This window comes from Acidicapsa dinghuensis (genome assembly GCF_025685685.1).
Classification (GTDB): domain Bacteria; phylum Acidobacteriota; class Terriglobia; order Terriglobales; family Acidobacteriaceae; genus Acidicapsa; species Acidicapsa dinghuensis.
In genome coordinates this window covers 315,219-331,100 of sequence record NZ_JAGSYH010000005.1, presented here as the reverse complement: position 1 = coordinate 331,100, position 15,882 = coordinate 315,219, and the positions used below count along the sequence as shown (strand labels likewise).

19 protein-coding genes and 1 tRNA gene are annotated in these 15,882 nt (G+C 55.8%); 6 read left to right on the top strand and 14 right to left on the bottom strand.

Features of this window, described 5'->3' with window-relative positions; genetic code table 11:
* Positions 1-5 precede the first annotated feature (5 nt).
* The 3 genes from OHL22_RS16305 to OHL22_RS16295 all read right to left on the bottom strand — a co-directional run bounded on the left by OHL22_RS16305 (position 6) and on the right by OHL22_RS16295 (position 1,793).
* Positions 6-398 carry a nuclear transport factor 2 family protein gene (locus OHL22_RS16305; protein WP_263339610.1) on the bottom strand — a complete coding sequence of 131 codons (393 nt, stop codon included), beginning with the start codon at positions 396-398 and terminating at the stop codon, positions 6-8.
* Positions 399-434: 36 nt separating this feature from the next.
* Entirely contained in the window at positions 435-968 is a 534-nt protein-coding gene (locus OHL22_RS16300) for a YybH family protein (protein WP_263339607.1), read from the bottom strand.
* Positions 969-1,043: 75 nt separating this feature from the next.
* A complete protein-coding gene (locus tag OHL22_RS16295) occupies positions 1,044-1,793 on the bottom strand; it encodes an SDR family NAD(P)-dependent oxidoreductase (RefSeq protein WP_263339604.1) in 750 nt (249 codons plus the stop codon).
* Between the two features lie 121 nt (positions 1,794-1,914).
* On the opposite strand from OHL22_RS16295, the gene OHL22_RS16290 reads away from it, so the two are divergent.
* Complete coding sequence (locus tag OHL22_RS16290) at positions 1,915-2,895, top strand: AraC family transcriptional regulator (RefSeq protein ID WP_263339601.1); 981 nt, start codon at positions 1,915-1,917, stop codon at positions 2,893-2,895.
* 176 nt (positions 2,896-3,071) lie between these two features.
* Here OHL22_RS16290 and OHL22_RS16285 read toward each other — a convergent pair whose 3' ends face one another.
* From OHL22_RS16285 to OHL22_RS16275, 3 genes are all read right to left on the bottom strand, one after another.
* Positions 3,072-3,647, bottom strand: a complete 576-nt coding sequence (locus OHL22_RS16285; protein ID WP_263339598.1) for a hypothetical protein — start codon at positions 3,645-3,647, stop codon at positions 3,072-3,074.
* Between the two features lie 58 nt (positions 3,648-3,705).
* A complete protein-coding gene (locus tag OHL22_RS16280) occupies positions 3,706-4,806 on the bottom strand; it encodes an NADH:flavin oxidoreductase/NADH oxidase (protein WP_263339596.1) in 1,101 nt (366 codons plus the stop codon).
* A 241-nt stretch (positions 4,807-5,047) separates the two neighbouring features.
* Entirely contained in the window at positions 5,048-5,794 is a 747-nt protein-coding gene (locus OHL22_RS16275) for an SDR family NAD(P)-dependent oxidoreductase (RefSeq protein WP_263339593.1), read from the bottom strand.
* A gap of 215 nt (positions 5,795-6,009) precedes the next feature.
* Between OHL22_RS16275 and OHL22_RS16270 the strand changes: the two genes are divergently transcribed.
* On the top strand, positions 6,010-6,549 hold the full coding sequence (locus tag OHL22_RS16270) for a TetR/AcrR family transcriptional regulator (RefSeq protein ID WP_263339592.1): 540 nt from the start codon (positions 6,010-6,012) through the stop codon (positions 6,547-6,549).
* A gap of 78 nt (positions 6,550-6,627) precedes the next feature.
* Here OHL22_RS16270 and OHL22_RS16265 read toward each other — a convergent pair whose 3' ends face one another.
* The 4 genes from OHL22_RS16265 to OHL22_RS16255 all read right to left on the bottom strand — a co-directional run bounded on the left by OHL22_RS16265 (position 6,628) and on the right by OHL22_RS16255 (position 9,411).
* A complete protein-coding gene (locus OHL22_RS16265; RefSeq protein ID WP_263339590.1) occupies positions 6,628-6,903 on the bottom strand; it encodes a hypothetical protein in 276 nt (91 codons plus the stop codon).
* The gene (locus OHL22_RS25095) at positions 6,834-7,256 is read right to left on the bottom strand and encodes a DJ-1/PfpI family protein (RefSeq protein WP_377819600.1); all 423 of its coding nucleotides are present in this window, start codon (positions 7,254-7,256) and stop codon (positions 6,834-6,836) included. Before OHL22_RS25095 ends, OHL22_RS16265 begins: the two co-directional genes overlap by 70 nt.
* 310 nt (positions 7,257-7,566) lie before the next feature.
* Positions 7,567-8,442: an SDR family NAD(P)-dependent oxidoreductase gene (locus tag OHL22_RS16260; protein ID WP_263339589.1), complete on the bottom strand. Its 876-nt coding sequence runs from the start codon at positions 8,440-8,442 to the stop codon at positions 7,567-7,569.
* 63 nt (positions 8,443-8,505) lie between these two features.
* Complete coding sequence (locus OHL22_RS16255; protein WP_263339586.1) at positions 8,506-9,411, bottom strand: SDR family oxidoreductase; 906 nt, start codon at positions 9,409-9,411, stop codon at positions 8,506-8,508.
* 122 nt (positions 9,412-9,533) lie between these two features.
* Between OHL22_RS16255 and OHL22_RS16250 the strand changes: the two genes are divergently transcribed.
* Positions 9,534-10,115, top strand: a complete 582-nt coding sequence (locus OHL22_RS16250) for a TetR/AcrR family transcriptional regulator (protein WP_263339584.1) — start codon at positions 9,534-9,536, stop codon at positions 10,113-10,115.
* A 474-nt stretch (positions 10,116-10,589) separates the two neighbouring features.
* Here the strand turns inward: OHL22_RS16250 and OHL22_RS16245 are convergent.
* The 3 genes from OHL22_RS16245 to OHL22_RS16235 form a co-directional block, all read right to left on the bottom strand.
* Positions 10,590-10,664: transfer RNA gene (locus tag OHL22_RS16245), tRNA-Asn, on the bottom strand.
* 111 nt (positions 10,665-10,775) lie between these two features.
* A complete protein-coding gene (locus OHL22_RS16240) occupies positions 10,776-11,603 on the bottom strand; it encodes a CAP domain-containing protein (RefSeq protein ID WP_263340522.1) in 828 nt (275 codons plus the stop codon).
* A 124-nt stretch (positions 11,604-11,727) separates the two neighbouring features.
* Positions 11,728-12,471: a CAP domain-containing protein gene (locus tag OHL22_RS16235; RefSeq protein ID WP_263339582.1), complete on the bottom strand. Its 744-nt coding sequence runs from the start codon at positions 12,469-12,471 to the stop codon at positions 11,728-11,730.
* Positions 12,472-12,575: 104 nt separating this feature from the next.
* Here OHL22_RS16235 and OHL22_RS16230 point away from each other — a divergent pair, with 104 nt between their 5' ends.
* The gene (locus tag OHL22_RS16230) at positions 12,576-13,457 is read left to right on the top strand and encodes an ABC transporter permease (RefSeq protein WP_263339580.1); all 882 of its coding nucleotides are present in this window, start codon (positions 12,576-12,578) and stop codon (positions 13,455-13,457) included.
* The gene (locus OHL22_RS16225) at positions 13,458-13,928 is read left to right on the top strand and encodes a metallophosphoesterase family protein (protein ID WP_263339577.1); all 471 of its coding nucleotides are present in this window, start codon (positions 13,458-13,460) and stop codon (positions 13,926-13,928) included.
* A 52-nt stretch (positions 13,929-13,980) separates the two neighbouring features.
* Here the strand turns inward: OHL22_RS16225 and OHL22_RS16220 are convergent, their stop codons facing one another.
* Entirely contained in the window at positions 13,981-14,754 is a 774-nt protein-coding gene (locus OHL22_RS16220; protein ID WP_263339575.1) for a hypothetical protein, read from the bottom strand.
* A gap of 171 nt (positions 14,755-14,925) precedes the next feature.
* On the opposite strand from OHL22_RS16220, the gene OHL22_RS16215 reads away from it, so the two are divergent.
* Positions 14,926-15,870: an alpha/beta hydrolase gene (locus tag OHL22_RS16215; protein ID WP_263339572.1), complete on the top strand. Its 945-nt coding sequence runs from the start codon at positions 14,926-14,928 to the stop codon at positions 15,868-15,870.
* The last annotated feature ends 12 nt before the right edge of the window (positions 15,871-15,882 follow it).

The following is a 15,882-nucleotide window of genomic DNA, read 5'->3' as shown; positions in this document are numbered from 1 at the left end:
GCCAGTTAGGATCGATGTGCGAATGCGGCAGTAGGACTCGTTGTATCGGTCTGATCCCCGAGGTCCATGGCTGCGATAAGACCACTGTTCACGGTGAACACATGGAGAACTTCGCCATCCCAAAGAACATCGCCTTGGAGGTTCTTGACGAGTTGGTGCACCCTGACGCGGATCTTGCCTATGTCTTCTTCGGTTATTTCAACCGGTTTGACATGGCCATCGAACTCACGCCATTGGCGAGTCCAATAGGCGCGGATTTCTTCCTTTCCTCGAACCCTGCCACCCTCAGAAGCCTTGGGCCAGCTCACGTCTTCTGTCATCAGCGCTAATGCGCCATCGATGTTCCGCTTGTTGAATGCGGAGTACGCCTGCTCAATGATCATTTTGGTGTCTGCCATCTGTTCTCCTACTAGCGTTGAGATGAAGAAACGTCGCTACTGCTGAGTTGGCGGCTCTGATGAGTAGACGATGGACGCAATCCGCCAGCCGTCGGCTGCTTTGACCAGTTGCCAGGTTTCGCTGCCGTGGTTGTTGGCCTTCCCGTCGACGTTGAAGACAAAATCGAAATAGAGGACCGCGATAGTACCATCGGTGTGAATGACGAGGTTGCTGTGTTCCGGGTCGAAGTTTTTCGTTGTCGATGTGACCAACTTCGCGAAGTCGCGATAGTTGCTGACACGGACTTTCTGGGTAGTTGGCGACTTCGCTTGCGCTCTCGCATAAGCAGAGTCTGTGAGAACATTCAGCCAGAGATTAGCATCGGGTAAGAACAAACCGGCGAACGCGGCTCCATCGTGCGCCTGGATCGCGGCGTGATACCGGTTCATTACCTGCTGGATTGCAGCCTCGTCTCCATGGTGATCGTTGGCGGTTTGGGTTTGAGTTGCAGACGTTGCCAGCGTCTGAGCAGTGAGCGTTATGGGCAAAAGGGCAAGAACACAAAGTGCGAAGTTAGTCAGTTTCATCATGATTTTGTCCTCAATTCGAAAGATAGGAAGTGTTTCAACCTCTCGCACCAGCAACAAGATCCGCCACTCTCCGTGCTAGACCTGCGCCATGCCTCCATCGACGGCGAGGTCCACGCCGGTAATGTACGAACTTTCGTCGGACGCGAGGAACACGACGGCTGCCGCAATTTCTTCTGGTTTACCTCTGCGACCGAGTGGAACCTGCGAGACGAACTGGTCGGCCGCTCGCTTGGCTTGCTCAGGAGTAAGGCCTGCATTCTCAAGTGCTGGAGTTTCGATTGGTCCGGGGCTTACCGTATTCACGCGAATGTTGCGGTCTTTCAGCTCCATGGTCCAGCCGCGCGCGAAGCTACGCACCGCCGCCTTGCTCGCGGCGTAGACGGTAAACGTTGGCACTCCCAGCACATTCGCAACTGAAGAATTCAGGATGATCGAACCTCCATCTTTGAAGAGGGAAAGAGCCTTCTGCGCCGTAAAGAACAGGCCCTTCACGTTTAAGTCGAATGTTTTGTCGAAATGAGCTTCGGTAGCCGCTTCTAGCGGTACGACTTCACCCCAGCCGGCATTTGCAAAGAGAACGTCGATGTGACCGTGCTTCTCTTTCACGACGGCATAGAGCCGGTCCAAATCCTCCAGCCGCGTTACGTCGCCCGTGACCGTCGTGACGTTTCTTCCGATAAAGGCTGCGGCCTCTTTCAGCTCTTTCTCGCGTCGGCCAGTAATAACGACGTGCGCGCCTTCTTCCACGAAACGCTTAGCCGTGGCTAGGCCAATCCCGCTGTTGCCACCCGTGACGACTGCAACCTTACCTTCAAGCTTTCCCATAATTGCTCCCTTCGGTAGATGTGTAGCATTTCCTACTGAGGAGTAGATTTCCCTGGCAGTGGACGAGAACTGCTTAGGAGTCCAAATCTTTTGTCCATTCGTCCAAACTATGGAGACTCCCTTGGACCCAATAACCGACATCTTCAGAACGATGCATGTAAGCGCTTTCGGTCAGCACAGGCTCGAAGCCACAGCCCCGTGGGGCCTGACACAGGAGAAACAAACCGAAGAAAAAATCACGCCCTCCGGCAAGAAAAATGCACCTACAGATTTGGCACACTTCGCCATGCTGTCGCGCGGTAACTGTTGGCTCAGTGTTGAAGGTATTCCGGGTCCGATTCCCCTCACCGGTGGTGATTGCTTCCTGGTAGTCAGGGGAACTTCGATCGTCATGCGCGATAGCCCGCGAACACGTCCAAGGTCAACCTTTCGCGAAATCGCCGCTAACGCCAACAGTAATGTCGCTCATTACGGGGGCGGTGGCGCACCAACGACCGTCGTCTGCGGCTCCTTCAGTTTCGAACGAGCCAGTCTGAAGCCAATCACGCAGTTATTACCTCGCTTCATTTTGATCAAGGCCGATCAGGCCCACACGCTTGCGCTTCACAACACAATGCAGGCGCTGGCCTCAGAAATGGCAGAACAGGCGCCGGGATCGGAAGTCGTGGCGACTCGGCTGGCCGAAGTTCTGTTTATTCAGGTACTCAGGGCGCATATCGCGTCGGAAGTCGAGTGGCGTAACAAAGGATGGCTTCGTGCAATTTTCGATCCTCAAGTAGGCGCTGCCCTGAGTGCCGTCCACGCCAGTGTGAGTACACCGTGGACAGTCGAATCCCTGGCCGCAGCGGCGACCATGTCTCGGTCCGCATTCGCAGTCCGTTTTAAAGAACTACTCGGGCAAACACCACTGGAATATGTGACCGAGTGGCGGATGCAGAAGGCGATGCAGCTACTCCAGCAGCGTGACAAGAAGCTCATAGACGTCGCTCGGTTGGTCGGATACGATTCCGATGCTGCATTCAGTAAAGCCTTCAAACGAGTTGTCGGGGCTAACCCCGGTGAATATCTCAAACGCAGTTATCAAAACCGAGGCCATGTCTGAATGGCGAAGGTATTTGAAGTCGAGGATTCTGACTTTGCCGCGATCTATCTGCGCAAGCCGTCTCGAACCTGCTGATCGAGGCCGCGACGGGCGTGTCCGAGGCATCCGGACGACACCGCCGCTACGGCCGCTGTGCGGTTTTCCCGCACGGCTACGCGGGTCATTCTCGGAGATCATTATGGGCTGTCGTGCATGTAAATTGCGGGAATAGGGTTGTTCTTGTCCTCCCGAACCCACGCGACCTGTGTGATGTACCAACGTCCTCCACGATTGAGCAACTCGAACGATTTAATACCCCGGACAAATGGTCTCGGATCATTCTGATTCTTGCGAGATTCATAGGAAGCCCAGACGTGAGCCATGATGCTGAACTGTTGCACCCTCATGGCAATAAGGTGGTCGAAGAAGCCTTCATGCTTCGTCCCTGTATCCGACATGTCAGAGTATGCGTCGGAACTCACAAATACCGCGTCGGTAGACGGCTTATCTGACGCCTGGATTGGTATCTCGATTCTTCCACCTGGCGCGAACAATGACTCTAGGCGCCTGCGGTCCAGTGTTTCACCTTTGGAAGTGGAGATAGCGTCGAAGAACGCCTCGACAATCCCACGGATCGCCCCGACGTCGCTTGGCCGTGCGGCAGGCCAATTGGGATGACTGCGAAACTCATGGACTGGCGAAGATTGGGGTGCGGCCGCCTCTGACTGTGTAATCAGAAGCGTAGAGGCAATAAGCAGGAGAAGAGAGGTCATCATAAGACTCCATATGGTGTACGTTTGGCTGGTGCCCATCTGAGCGGCAGGACAGAAGTCAAAGGAACAAACTTCGCAAGCCATTGGGTTGGGAGCGAAGATACTGCTTTGGCGCTCTGATTTGAGTCCCAAAGTGAGCGGCAGCGTGCCAGGGCCAGCGAGGGTCGTACAGCATGGCCCGAGCGAGTGCGATAAGATCGGCATCTCCCGACCTGAGGATTGACTCGGCTTGCTCGAAATCGGTGATCATGCCGACAGCGATGACCGGCAGCGTCGTCGCCTGCTTGACTGCACGCGCCAGGGGAAGCTGATAGCCGGGTCCGACCGGAATCTGCGCAGATGGACTCGAACCGCCGCTTGAAACATTGATCGCAGCGGCGCCTCTGGCCTGAAGCGCTTCGACAAGAGCGACCGTCTCTTCGATCGACCATCCCCCTTCCACCCAGTCTGTTCCGGATACTCGCATCGTAACGGGGCGTTCAGGCGCAAATGCGGCGCGCACGGCTTCAAAAACTTCGAGCGGGAAGCGCATTCGGTTTTCCAATGAGCCTCCATACTCGTCGTCTCTGCGGTTCGAGAGAGGCGAGAGGAATTGATGAATCAGATAGCCGTGCCCGCCAAGGATCTCAATGAAATCCAGCCCGAGCCGTGAGGCGCGTTGCGCTGCGGCCGCGAAGGCATTGCGAATTGCGGCCAGACCATCGCGGTCGAAGGCGACTGGTGATGTATCCGAAGCAGCGAAAGCGATCGGTGACGGGGCATAAGTTTTCCAACCATTTGGCTGGCCGGGCGGAATCTGCGTGCCGCCGTCCCACATTTTTTGCCGAGACCCTTTTCTGCCGGCATGGTTGATCTGGATCCCAATCGGTATGTCCGACCACCGCCGAACGCCAAGTAGCACTCGAGCCATAGAGGCCTCGGATTCATCCGAATAGAGCCCGACGTCAGCATAGGTGGTACGCCCCTCGGGGCTGACCGCAGTTCCTTCAATTGTTAACAACCCTGCACCCGAGCTTGCCAGCTGACCGAGGTGCATCAGGTGCCAATCGTTCATCTTCCCGTCTTCGGACGAGTACTGTGCCATCGGGGCAATCACGATCCGGTTAGCTAAATTCAAGTTGCCGATTTGCATCGGAGTGAACAGTATTGGGTGATTCATAGAACTCCATCTGGCCCCGATTCGGCGGGTTGCGGACTCGCGTAGTGAGTCCGCTTTTTTCGCTACGGGGAAGCTTTGTCAATGTGACCAACTGGACTGCTTTTTAGGCTGCAGCCCACTCGTTTGCTAGTTATTCAGTGAAGCTGCTGTACGTTCTCGGCTGGCGCCAAGCAAGGCAGCAACCCGAAGATGAACACTCTGTCGTCCTACCGCTCACCGGATCTCACGTGAGCGACAAACCTCACACCTGACCGACGCCACCGTCTGCCATCAGATCCGCGCCGGTCACATAAGAACTCTGCTCAGATCCAAGAAAAACGGCCGCATTCGCAATTTCCACGGCCTGTGCGAGACGACCGATGGGGATTATGTTCAGATACATCTTCACCACTTCGTCCCGCCCCTTGATTTCCGACTGGGAGTCGAGAATCGGAGTGTCAGTCACGCCCGGGCTGAGCGTGTTGACACGAATGCCGCGGGCCTTGAACTCGGCAGCCCAAGTGCGTGCGTAGGAACGGGTTGCTGCTTTGGTCGCAGCGTAGGCCGTATGGTTCGGAATTCCCATGACATGCATTGCGGAGCTGACCAGGATGATCGATCCACCACGGCTCATCAGCGGCAACAGCTTCTGCACCAGAAAGACCGGAGCGCGCGCCATAAGATTAAAAGTCTTATCGAAATGCTCAGGTGTGAGGGTGTCGAGTGAAGCCTGCTCAGTGAAACCTGCGTTGGAGACAATGATGTCCACAACGCCTTTATCCGCTTTCACTGCGGCGACGATGCGATCGATATCTTCAAGTTTCGAAAGATCTCCCACTACGGTCGTGACGTTCCTGCCGATTGCGGCCGCTGCCCGATCCAGTTCTACTTGCCGGCGCGCTGCAATGAAGACGTACGCTCCTTCATCGACGAATCGCTTCGCCGTGGCGAAACCAATTCCACTGTTGCCACCGGTGACGACTGCCACCTTTCCTTCGAGTGCACCCATGAAGTTCTCCTTTTTGTGAGCTCGTATCATGTCATCTGTTCGTCGTGCACATTATCGAGCGATCGTTACATATTGTCGAACAGTCGTTACAGATGTGCCTCCGGGTGCATCGGATTCACGATTTCCGAATCTAAAATGAAAGAAGTGCGAGGAAGATCCAGGTGAAACTCGGAAGGCCAGCTGAGTTCGACAAAGAGGCGGCTTTGGATGTAGCGATGCGACTTTTTTGGGAGCGCGGCTACGAGGGAACATCCATGGCGGACCTGTCTCAGGCCATGGGCATTCACCCGTCGAGCATCTACGCTGCCTTCGGCGACAAGCAGGAGCTCTTCGCGCTTGCGGCCAAACGGTACGCAGACGTGCCGGCGCAATACATGGTGAAGGCGCTCGAGCAGCCTACCTTCCAGGGTTTCATTCTTGCGGCATTCGATAACACGGTTGAGTTTCTCGGTTCTAAGGAGCATCCTTCGAGTTGCTTCACGCTCACAGGCGCTATCTCCTGCGGCACGGATACCGAATCCGCAAAGCTCCTGATGCGAGAGATGCGCCTGCAAAACGAGTCAGCCATCAAAGATCGTCTCCTCAGAGCGCGAAAAGCTGGAGAGTTTCCCAAAGGCGAGAACATCGATGACTATACGAGATATCTCTCTTCGCTTCTCAGCGGTCTTGCCATTCAGGCCGCGAATGGATCAACGAGGGCCGAACTGAAGCGAACGGCAGAGGTCGCGCTTAGACATCTCGGCGTTGAAAGATAAGCTCTGGGGCGCAATGCGCCTCGAGAATATGGACTGACGGAAGCAGCCTGTGTTCGTAAGAGTGACAGGAATCGCCGATCAACGCGAAGACGAGCGCGTGCCGCCTGAGGCATACCGTACTGCCTCCGTCTCCCTTGCGGTTCCGATCGGCTCGTACTTCTTGTGAAAGCTCCCGAGTACCTCGGTGGGTGCGCTCTCCGGGGTTCCGCAAGTAAAGATGGGGTTCGGCGCATACTCAATGGCAAGCTGAATCTCCTGCTCAGCTGTGTCTCCGCGCAGAAGAGCTACCAAAGCAAGAGCGGCATCCAACTCTGCCGTGACTCCAGCCGCGCTGATGATATTGCCCAATTCCAATAAGTGGTTGCGCGCCGTCCGTCGAGAAGGCCGGCCTTTGCCAGGACAAACGCGCCAGTACAGATCGAACCGAACCGTCGACTACGGGAGCTCTGCAATCTGAGCCAGTCCAAAAATCCCGATTCATAGTGCAGCTTGCGCGGACCCATGCATCCCGCGACGAGGAGTGTATCGATCGGTCCTTGATGCTCCTGGAATGTCCGATCCGTATGCACGGGTGTGCCGAGATGATTGGAAACCACGCGGTCGGCGCAGGCCGAAATGATGTTGACTCTATATGCCGAATCTCCGCCTTGCAACCAATTCGCGTCACCAAACACCTCTGCAGGACCGAATAGGTCGAGCGTCCTCATAGGCGGAACGGCCACAATCAGGACATGACGCGCATTTCGGGGCAGTGAGAGATCTTCGGCCTGATTGCGCCTTAGGTTTGGTCGGGCTGGCTGGCGTATGGGCATAACCGAGAGCGCGAACCCGCAATTCATTGTAGAAGGGCTCTCCAGAGGACAATCGGTAGTACGCAAACCGGCACGATCGCACGATTCAGTCTCCTCCGTTGTTTACCACACGTTCAGTGTTCGCTTTCGCGTCGCCTCTGATCATTGCTGATGAGCCTTAGTCAACTTCGTCTCGCCTGCTGCGATGAGCGACTCATCCGCAGCATCATGCCTGACCTGAAGTTCCGTGTGCCAGTTGCTCGATCCACTCTGTTGAGGATTTCTTTGGTTCACCCATGGCCGCATTCGACACAGCCTCCCACGCTTGCCACGTTGCCAGGCGCTCTCGATACGCCTCCCGTGCTCTCGGCAAAATCGAGTTGCCCAGTCCGAGTCGCAGTGGCGGATCGTTCGTGTCGACAAGTTTGAGGAGGGCCTCTGCAGTTGCCTCCGGGTCGCCACGTTCCAGGTTGGCAAGGCGAGTCAGAAACTGTTTCCGAAATTCAGCGTAAGGTTCCAGAGCATCTGCGATCTGTGCAGATTTGCCGAATTCGGTTGCGTAAGCTCCAGGCTCAACCAGTGTTACCTTGATGCCGAAAGGTCTCACCTCCTGCGCAACTGATTCGTGCAGAGCTTCCACTGCCCATTTTGTGGCACAGTAGAAGCCGATGAGCGGCAGCGCCGTGATCCCCAGACCGCTCGAAACTCCGAGTATGTGGCCGCTCCCTTGCCTCCGCAACAGAGGCAGAGCCGCTCGCAGCACCCGGACCATTCCGAGGTAGTTCGCGTCGAACAGGTTACGGATCTGCTCGTCGCTCGCCTCCTCTGTGGCCGCGAAAAGGCTTGTTCCGGCGTTGTTGACGAGAACATCCAACCTGCCGAAGTGCGCGTGGGCCTGCTGAATGACCTGAGGCACCTGCTCCGGATTGGTCACGTCGAGGGCCATTGGCAGAACCGCGTCTCCGAAGCGGTCCTTCAGATCAGCGACATCGTCTAGCTTGCGCGCCGTAGCCGTAACTTTGTCCCCGCGCTTCAGGGCGGCCTCGGCCCAGATACGGCCAAACCCACGCGAAGCGCCCGTGATAAACCATGTTTTCTTCATATTGATTCCTCTCAAATTGGCTGAGTTGTGTTTGGCTCGTACGCAGTGTCTTTCAGCCTGAATTCAGTCCTGCGCATAACGCATGTTTCTGAGATCGGTGAGGAGGTCAGGACCGCTGGGGTTCCATCCGAGCGTTGCGCGGGTCTGCGTGCTCGAAGTCTGAGCGTCCCACCCCGCGAAGAATCCAAGGAAGCCAAAATGCTCCTGGGCCTGCTCCAGTGAGATAGAAATGACCGGCACGCTCAGCCCGTGTCCGATGGCGGCGGCAATGTCTTTCAACGGCACTCCATCTTCTGCGACCGCGTGATACCGGGCTCCGGGTTGACCCTTTTCCAGGGCCAACCGGTAAAGACGGGCGACATCCGTTACATGGGCGGCGGGCCAGCGGTTGAGTCCCTCGCCAACGTACGCTGAGACGCCCTTCGTACGCGCTATCGCTACCAGCGGGGTAATGAGGCCCTGTTTTACCGTGTCGTGGACCTGCGGCAGGCGCATCACGGAGGCATGCACGCCGCGCTCGAGGAGCGCAGCAGCTGTCGCCTCCGACGCGCGAGGATACCGGGCCGAAGTCGGAATCGGTGGATCATCTTCGGTGGCTGCGCGGCCCTGTGCCTCTCCAACACCAGAAGTGACGATGAACCGACGGCTGGAACCCTGGAGCACTGCGCCGATGACTTCGATTGCGCGTTTGTCCACTTCGCAGTTCTCCGCGAATCTCGTCCAATCGTCTCGAAAATGCTGAAAGTGCCGAAAAGCTGTGTGAATCACGGCGTCAGATGCGGCAGCTCCATTGCGCAGGCTTTCCAGATCTTCCAGATCGCCGTGCTGTACCTGAGCCCCGGCGGCGACAAGAGACTGTGCGCCCGCATCGCTGCGCGCAAGACCGAGCACCTGGTGGCCTGCGCTGATAAGTTCCGGGACGATCCTGGAACCGATGAACCCTGTAGAACCTGTTACAAACACTCGCATGGGAATTTGCCTGAGCTCCTTAGCATCACAATTGACGAACGGCCGAGGCCCCGTTTAAAACGGGGACAGTCTCCAGGTGAATAGATAACCGGAGACTATCTCCGGTTGCAAGAAGTTTTGAGATGAAGAAAAAGAGTTCACAGCCTGCCCGAAAACCGCGCACAGATGCGCTTCGCAACCGTGAGCGAATTCTCGAGGTGGCGAAGGGGGCTTTTACGCGCTACGGCGCGACCACCAGCCTGGATGACATCGCCAAGCAGGCGGGGGTCGGGGCCGGTACCCTGTATCGCCATTTCCCTACACGGGATGCGTTGATCGAAGCGGTTTATCGCAGCGAGGTGGAAAAACTGGCCGCAGCAGCGCACGGGTTTGCCGCCACGATATCCCCGGTTGAGGCACTGCGTGCCTGGTTGTTGCTGTTTGTCGATTACGTCGCGGCAAAACACATCATTGCCCCGGCGCTTAACAGCGTCGCAGGAGGCCCTTCCAAGCTGTATGAGGGTTCTCGCAGCCTGGTCCAGGGAGCAATCGAAGAGTTGGTGAAGCGCGCGAAAAAAAGCGGCGAAGTGCGCAGAGATGTTGACGCTTCCGATCTACTTCGGGCCGTGATTGGCGTTTCCTATGTGGGTGCCGGCGGCGACTGGCAGCAGAGCGCGAGGCGACTGGTAGATATCCTTGTCGCCGGCTCTCGCCCAGCCAACTAAGCCGAGCAGGTTGGACGGTTTGTCAGGGTGCGGTGGCTGTCTTACTTTAACGAAGAGATAGTCTCCAACTCGAAATCACGACGCGAGAATTTTAGAAGGCGAACTCGCTGGGTTGACTAAAACTGGCCTGAGTACGGTTCAGTTCTCATAAGTCAGCTTCTGCCTCGGAGATCCTGCCTCGTGATTGCCTACTTGTAGCCTCCGAGCGCTGCAGTGACTAAGCGGAAGATTGAGCTCTTGCAGCAGCGCGCATTGTGAGCGTTGCGTCTCGCTTACAACCCTTCGGATACAAGCCCGTTTCTCGTGAAGACGACTAATCTGGTCTACGACTCCGTATGCACAAAGCAAAAGAGTTCAGAGCACATGATGGACATTAATCCTGTCAGCTAGAAATCTTCAATTTGGCGGAAGTTCGGCGACGTTCGATAAACATCGAACTGAGGTCTTCTCTAGATAATTGATTTTAAAGAGGATTGGCTCCTCAGGTAGGACTCGAACCTACAACCCTTCGGTTAACAGCCGAATGCTCTGCCATTGAGCTACTGAGGAATGTGTGCCGCTCTTGCTTTGCCTCTTATGAAGATACCAAAGGCTGCGGATTTGCGTCAAAGCCGCACGAGTTTTGCCCTACTCCCGGTCGATTGAAGCTGCCTGGGTTTCTCAATAGAGCAGGACAGCCACCCGATTCCCACTGAATACCGGTTGGTTGGAGCCACCGTCGCCCTGCGGTGCGCAGGCGCCGACAGCTGCCTCATGAAAGACTCCGCTGGCGATACGTTGTTGAAGCGGTTTGGGTAATTGCGTAACATCGGGCCCCTGCCATCGCATGAGGAAGCGGGCAAAGATGTGGCGAGCTTGTGCGGCTTCATCACTCTGGCAATAGGCACGAGCGTCCTGAGTGCCGTCGACCTTGATGCGCAGGCCTTGAGCCGCCAGCACATGAGCTACACTTGTTTCCACTTGGTTAAACGATTCGGCATCGACACCCTGAGAGTAATCCGCGACCACAAACAGGTAGCCGTGTGCGCGGACGGCACCGACGCCAATGCGATTGATACGGGAATTCATCAAATTATCGTGATGGTCGGGCGAATGCATCCATGAATCATGGACGCGATGAGGTGAGTCGGCCATGGCGATGTTTTCCTCAATCAGGCTGAAGTGCGCTCCGGCACTGGCTGCGCGCTCTGGCAGGCTGGGCTCTTCCGGATATTGATGAGAAAGCTGTCCTTCGCGAGCCATGCGCTCGGCATGTGCCTGTGCGGCCATTGCGAGAGCTTGATCCCATTGCAACGGTTGAAGGCCAGCCTCGCTGCGTGTCTGATTGGCCAGGTCCATGATGGCGTGTGCCGGGTCGTCCTGAGCCTGCGACGAAAATCGGAAAGCCATGCACGCGATAACCACCAACGCCAGTAGCAAAGGTGTCGAAACAAAGCTCTTCTTCTGAGTGATGAGCCGAATGCGAGATCCGAACATCTGCCCTGTCATGGTTTCCAATGCCTTTCTCGATCGAACTACAGCTTAGATGCGGCGAGTGTCTAAATCACTCAATTCGGAGCGTGTCTTTCTCCTGGCCAAAGAATTCTGGCGGAAGACCTATTCGTTCGATGTATTAATACAGCAGAACTGCCATGCGATATACAGTAAATCGTTCTCGTGAACGATCGATAGCGCAGTTTCCGACGGTGGCTGAACTATATCTCTTCGATGAGAGTAAGGTGGATAACTCCTGAGGCAAGTGGTTCAGTTCAGGGCCCTGCCAGCGCAGGATGTATCGTGGTCTTCGTTCGATTGAGACTGGAAGCCCGTCATCAAGTGAGCACGCCGCGCGCGCGTCTGAAGGATCGTGACTGACGGAGGCGCCAAATGTCCGAATTAAAGTAGCGAACGAGGCTTCGATCTGCGGCGGAGTCAGGACGGCCACAGATCGAGCATAGTCGGCATCGGCGAAGAGGACACCCTGGCTAGCTACGACGGCAATGCCGACATGGTCAATCCTGGGGCTCAGTAGATTGAGACGATGCTCCTGGGAATCTAACCATCCTTGATGGATGGTCGAGGTATACGAGCCTACTGCAATGTTCTCCTCGATTAAGCTGAAATGCGCACCTGCGGAACCGGCTCGCTCGGTCAGGCCAGGTTCGCCTGTGTAGCGATGTTCGATCGGTCCTTCAACCGCCATGCGCAGGCAATGCTGGAGTGCCGCATTCGCGAGCGCATCGTCCCAGGCAAGTGTTCCAACTCCGGCAGCGGCGCGAGATGCATTAGCCTGAGCGAAGAGCCATCTGGCCTCGGAAATCAACGCCTGCGGTGGTTTCGTCTGGTCGCTCGTTGCCGATTGTGTGAACAGCGGCATTGCCAGGCAAGTCCAGGCACAGAAAGCCAAATACCTTCTGAAGAACCGCATGCACCATTCAAACCCATTTTGCTGGGCGTGTCGCGATATTCTTGCAATGTCACATGGCATCCCTTTCTGTAAGTCCCAATTCAGGCACAACTCAACACTGGGCCAGTGGGCTGCGCCGTCAGCCGCTGGCTGTCATCGGGTTTCTTCTGGTGACACTCTTTGTGCTGGCGGGGTTGCTCGCTCCGTGGATCGCGCCATCGAATCCTGCGGCGATTGATTTGCTGCATCGGCTTCAGGGGCCTTCGGTCGCGCACTGGTGCGGAACCGATGAACTGGGGCGGGATACGCTATCGCGGCTGCTTTGGGGAGCGCGGCTTTCGCTGGCTGTTTCAGTTTCGGTTGTGGCTGTTTCGCTGGCATTGGGATTGGCAATCGGCGGGCTGGCAGGGTATTGCGGCGGCTGGATCGATCATCTACTGACGATATTTGCGATGAACACATTTCTCGCGCTGCCCGGAATCCTGCTGGCGATTGCGTTTGCTGCGTTCCTCGGGCCAGGTTTTCAAAACCTTGTTTTAGCGCTGGCGATTGGCGGCTGGGCCGGCTATGCGCGGTTGGCGCGCGCACAGGTGATGGCGGTGAAAGAGCGCGAATTTATTGAGGCTTCGCGAGCGCTTGGGGCCTCGGGGATGCGCATCTTCTTCCGCCACATCCTGCCGAACATGATGCAGCCTGTGCTGGTGCAGGCCGCGGTCGGCATGGGCGGCGTGATACTTGCCGAGGCCACGCTTTCATTTTTGGGACTTGGCATCTCTGCTCCAACGCCGAGTTGGGGATCGATGCTGAATGATGCCCGCTCGCATCTATTTGATTCGCCGCATCTGGTTATCTTTCCGGCCATCGCTATGGCGCTTGCAGTTCTGAGCTTCAACTTCCTAGGCGATGCGCTGCGCGATTATCTCGACCCGCATACTCGCATCCAGATGGGGCTATAGATGAAGATTGCGGTGGTTTCGGACACTCATGGGTTGCTACGGCCTGAGCTGTTGCCGATGCTTGGCGGTGCGGAACACATTCTGCATCTCGGCGATGTCGGTGATCCGGCGATCCTTACGCGGCTCGCTGAGATTGCGCCTGTAACAGCGATTCGCGGCAATGTGGACACTGACGGCGTATGTGGGCGACTGCCTGAGACTGAAGTTGTAACAATCAACGGGCAAGATCTCTACATGCTGCATGATGTGCATGATCTGGATCTTGATCCAGTGGCCGCCGGCTTTGCAGCGGTGCTCTTTGGGCATTCGCACAAACCTGAGATTCGACGGCACAAGGGTGTGGTGTACTTCAATCCCGGGTCATGCGGGCCACGGCGGTTTCAACTCCCGATTACATTCGGATGGCTGCAGGTTGCAGCAGAGGGCGAGCTGATTGCGGAGATTGTTACTCTTCCAGTCAATCCACACTGACGCTTGAATGATGCGAAACAAAAACTTAATAGGACTCAGTCGACAGATCAACTCAATTCATCTTCATTCCCGGCATAGCCGAGTGGTCCATAGAATCGTGATTGTCATCATCATTGACTGACCAGACTTTCTTGGGATCTGTCTCATATGGATATACATGCACCATCCAACCGAGGACATGTGGCAGAAACGTTCCGCCAGCAGCATCACAATCTTCGCGCGTATGAATGGAACCAAGAAGGCCAAATTTCGCATTGGGGCCGAAATATCCTGCAAACTGCCTAGGTGGCGCTTTACAAAAATTCACATGCTGATGCCAGCGCGCAATGCTCAGCGGAATGCGTTCGTTCAGCTCATCTTCATTTGCTGTTACCTTGTCGGTATACATAACGCCGACGAGCTTGTATCCACCGTCAGGTGTCTTTTTGTAGAGAAGAGAAGTCGGCTTATGCGGATCGAAATGCGTGAGAGCTTCACGGCCATACTCGGGCTTAGTGAAGTGGTAAATGGGCTGCGGAATGTTTGGCAGAAAGATGCGAAATCCGTCATTGAGGGCTTTATGGTAATCCCGATATGGCTCCATAGCCTCCTTGGCGGCAACAGTTACTGCGTCGGCTTTTGCCCGATCGCCGGATTGCATCGGTCGTAGTGAGGTCATAAACATGTGAACGGACATCTGAGACATGTCATGAACCGCAACGGGTATCAACGCAGGCGTCTGACGTAATGATGTTTGCGCAACGCTGATCAACGCGGCCGTAGTAGTAAGAGTAGCGATTGTCGCCGCCGTTATCTGAACAAGAAGCGTTGGTCTGATTCGACTCATTGATCGTTCCTTCATCTCTTCTTCGTTGATGCCCCGATCACCTCGGGCCATAGAGTCTCTCTAAGCTCCGCGGCTATGATGTCCAGTGTCGACCGCGTGATCTACCATTGCAGTGAACTCGCTCGCGATTCGCTGAGGTCGCGAATATCTTCGACAGGATCTGCACTGCAAATGGACAAGCGCCGCTTAACTGCCGCATCTCTTTTAGCCGGCCTCATCGCGTCGACAGTTTCGCTTTGGGCACAGGAAGCACGAACGCCCACACAGGACAGCATTCTCTACGGAACTGCCGATGGTCAGCCGCTTACGATGGATTATTACGCAGCAAAGGGTGAAGGAGTTCACCCAATCGCGATTATTATTCACGGCGGCGGCTACCATGGCGGAACAAGCAAGAACGGCAGCGAAGCCTATGTTGCCGACTTTCTGGCTCCTGCCGGTTATGCTGTTTTCTCTGTCAACTATCGGTTGGCGCCGAAGTATCCCTATCCCTATATGGTGTATGACGTGCAGCGCGCTGTGCGCTACATTCGCTATCACGCGAGGGAATGGAACGCGGACCCAAACAAGATTGCCCTGGTGGGTGGCTCGGCAGGCGGCTATCTAAGCAACATGGTCGGGTTGCTCAATGCTCCTGGCGATCCTAAGGCGCCAGATCCTGTTGACCGCATAAGCGCAAAAACTCAGGCGGTCGTGAGTTTATATGCACAGAGCAGCTTTGAATTTGTGCCGCTGAATGAAGATGTACATCGTTTTCTGGATTCGTTTATTGCGCAGAAGGGGCAAAAGGAAGCAATTCGAGAGGCTTCGCCGATAACATATGTTTCGAAGGACGATCCTCCGTTTCTTGAGATCCTTGGCGATCAGGACGAGTACATCCCCATGTCGGAAGCAACAAACCTGCAGACAGCATTGCACAAAGCGCATGTTCGTTGTGACATTATCGTGATTCCCGGCGGCAAGCATGGTACTGGTGGCTGGAATAAGCTGCCCAATGTCCCTGACTGGGAAAAGCAAATGACTGAGTGGCTGAACGCACGGCTGCATCATCGCGGGCCAATTGGCGAAGGTATTCGTCCACGTGTTCCGCAAACGGAAGAGAAATCCCCGTCATAGCGATGTTGTACG

Coding starts and splice junctions, on each gene's coding strand:
- OHL22_RS16305 (WP_263339610.1), bottom strand. CDS start 398: ATGGCAGACACCAAAATGATCATTGAGCAGGCGTACTCCGCATTCAAC.
- OHL22_RS16300 (WP_263339607.1), bottom strand. CDS start 968: ATGATGAAACTGACTAACTTCGCACTTTGTGTTCTTGCCCTTTTGCCC.
- OHL22_RS16295 (WP_263339604.1), bottom strand. CDS start 1,793: ATGGGAAAGCTTGAAGGTAAGGTTGCAGTCGTCACGGGTGGCAACAGC.
- OHL22_RS16285 (WP_263339598.1), bottom strand. CDS start 3,647: ATGACCTCTCTTCTCCTGCTTATTGCCTCTACGCTTCTGATTACACAG.
- OHL22_RS16280 (WP_263339596.1), bottom strand. CDS start 4,806: ATGAATCACCCAATACTGTTCACTCCGATGCAAATCGGCAACTTGAAT.
- OHL22_RS16275 (WP_263339593.1), bottom strand. CDS start 5,794: ATGGGTGCACTCGAAGGAAAGGTGGCAGTCGTCACCGGTGGCAACAGT.
- OHL22_RS16270 (WP_263339592.1), top strand. CDS start 6,010: ATGCGACTTTTTTGGGAGCGCGGCTACGAGGGAACATCCATGGCGGAC.
- OHL22_RS25095 (WP_377819600.1), bottom strand. CDS start 7,256: ATGAGGACGCTCGACCTATTCGGTCCTGCAGAGGTGTTTGGTGACGCG.
- OHL22_RS16260 (WP_263339589.1), bottom strand. CDS start 8,442: ATGAAGAAAACATGGTTTATCACGGGCGCTTCGCGTGGGTTTGGCCGT.
- OHL22_RS16255 (WP_263339586.1), bottom strand. CDS start 9,411: ATGCGAGTGTTTGTAACAGGTTCTACAGGGTTCATCGGTTCCAGGATC.
- OHL22_RS16250 (WP_263339584.1), top strand. CDS start 9,534: ATGAAGAAAAAGAGTTCACAGCCTGCCCGAAAACCGCGCACAGATGCG.
- OHL22_RS16240 (WP_263340522.1), bottom strand. CDS start 11,603: ATGACAGGGCAGATGTTCGGATCTCGCATTCGGCTCATCACTCAGAAG.
- OHL22_RS16235 (WP_263339582.1), bottom strand. CDS start 12,471: ATGCCGCTGTTCACACAATCGGCAACGAGCGACCAGACGAAACCACCG.
- OHL22_RS16230 (WP_263339580.1), top strand. CDS start 12,576: ATGGCATCCCTTTCTGTAAGTCCCAATTCAGGCACAACTCAACACTGG.
- OHL22_RS16225 (WP_263339577.1), top strand. CDS start 13,458: ATGAAGATTGCGGTGGTTTCGGACACTCATGGGTTGCTACGGCCTGAG.
- OHL22_RS16220 (WP_263339575.1), bottom strand. CDS start 14,754: ATGAGTCGAATCAGACCAACGCTTCTTGTTCAGATAACGGCGGCGACA.
- OHL22_RS16215 (WP_263339572.1), top strand. CDS start 14,926: ATGGACAAGCGCCGCTTAACTGCCGCATCTCTTTTAGCCGGCCTCATC.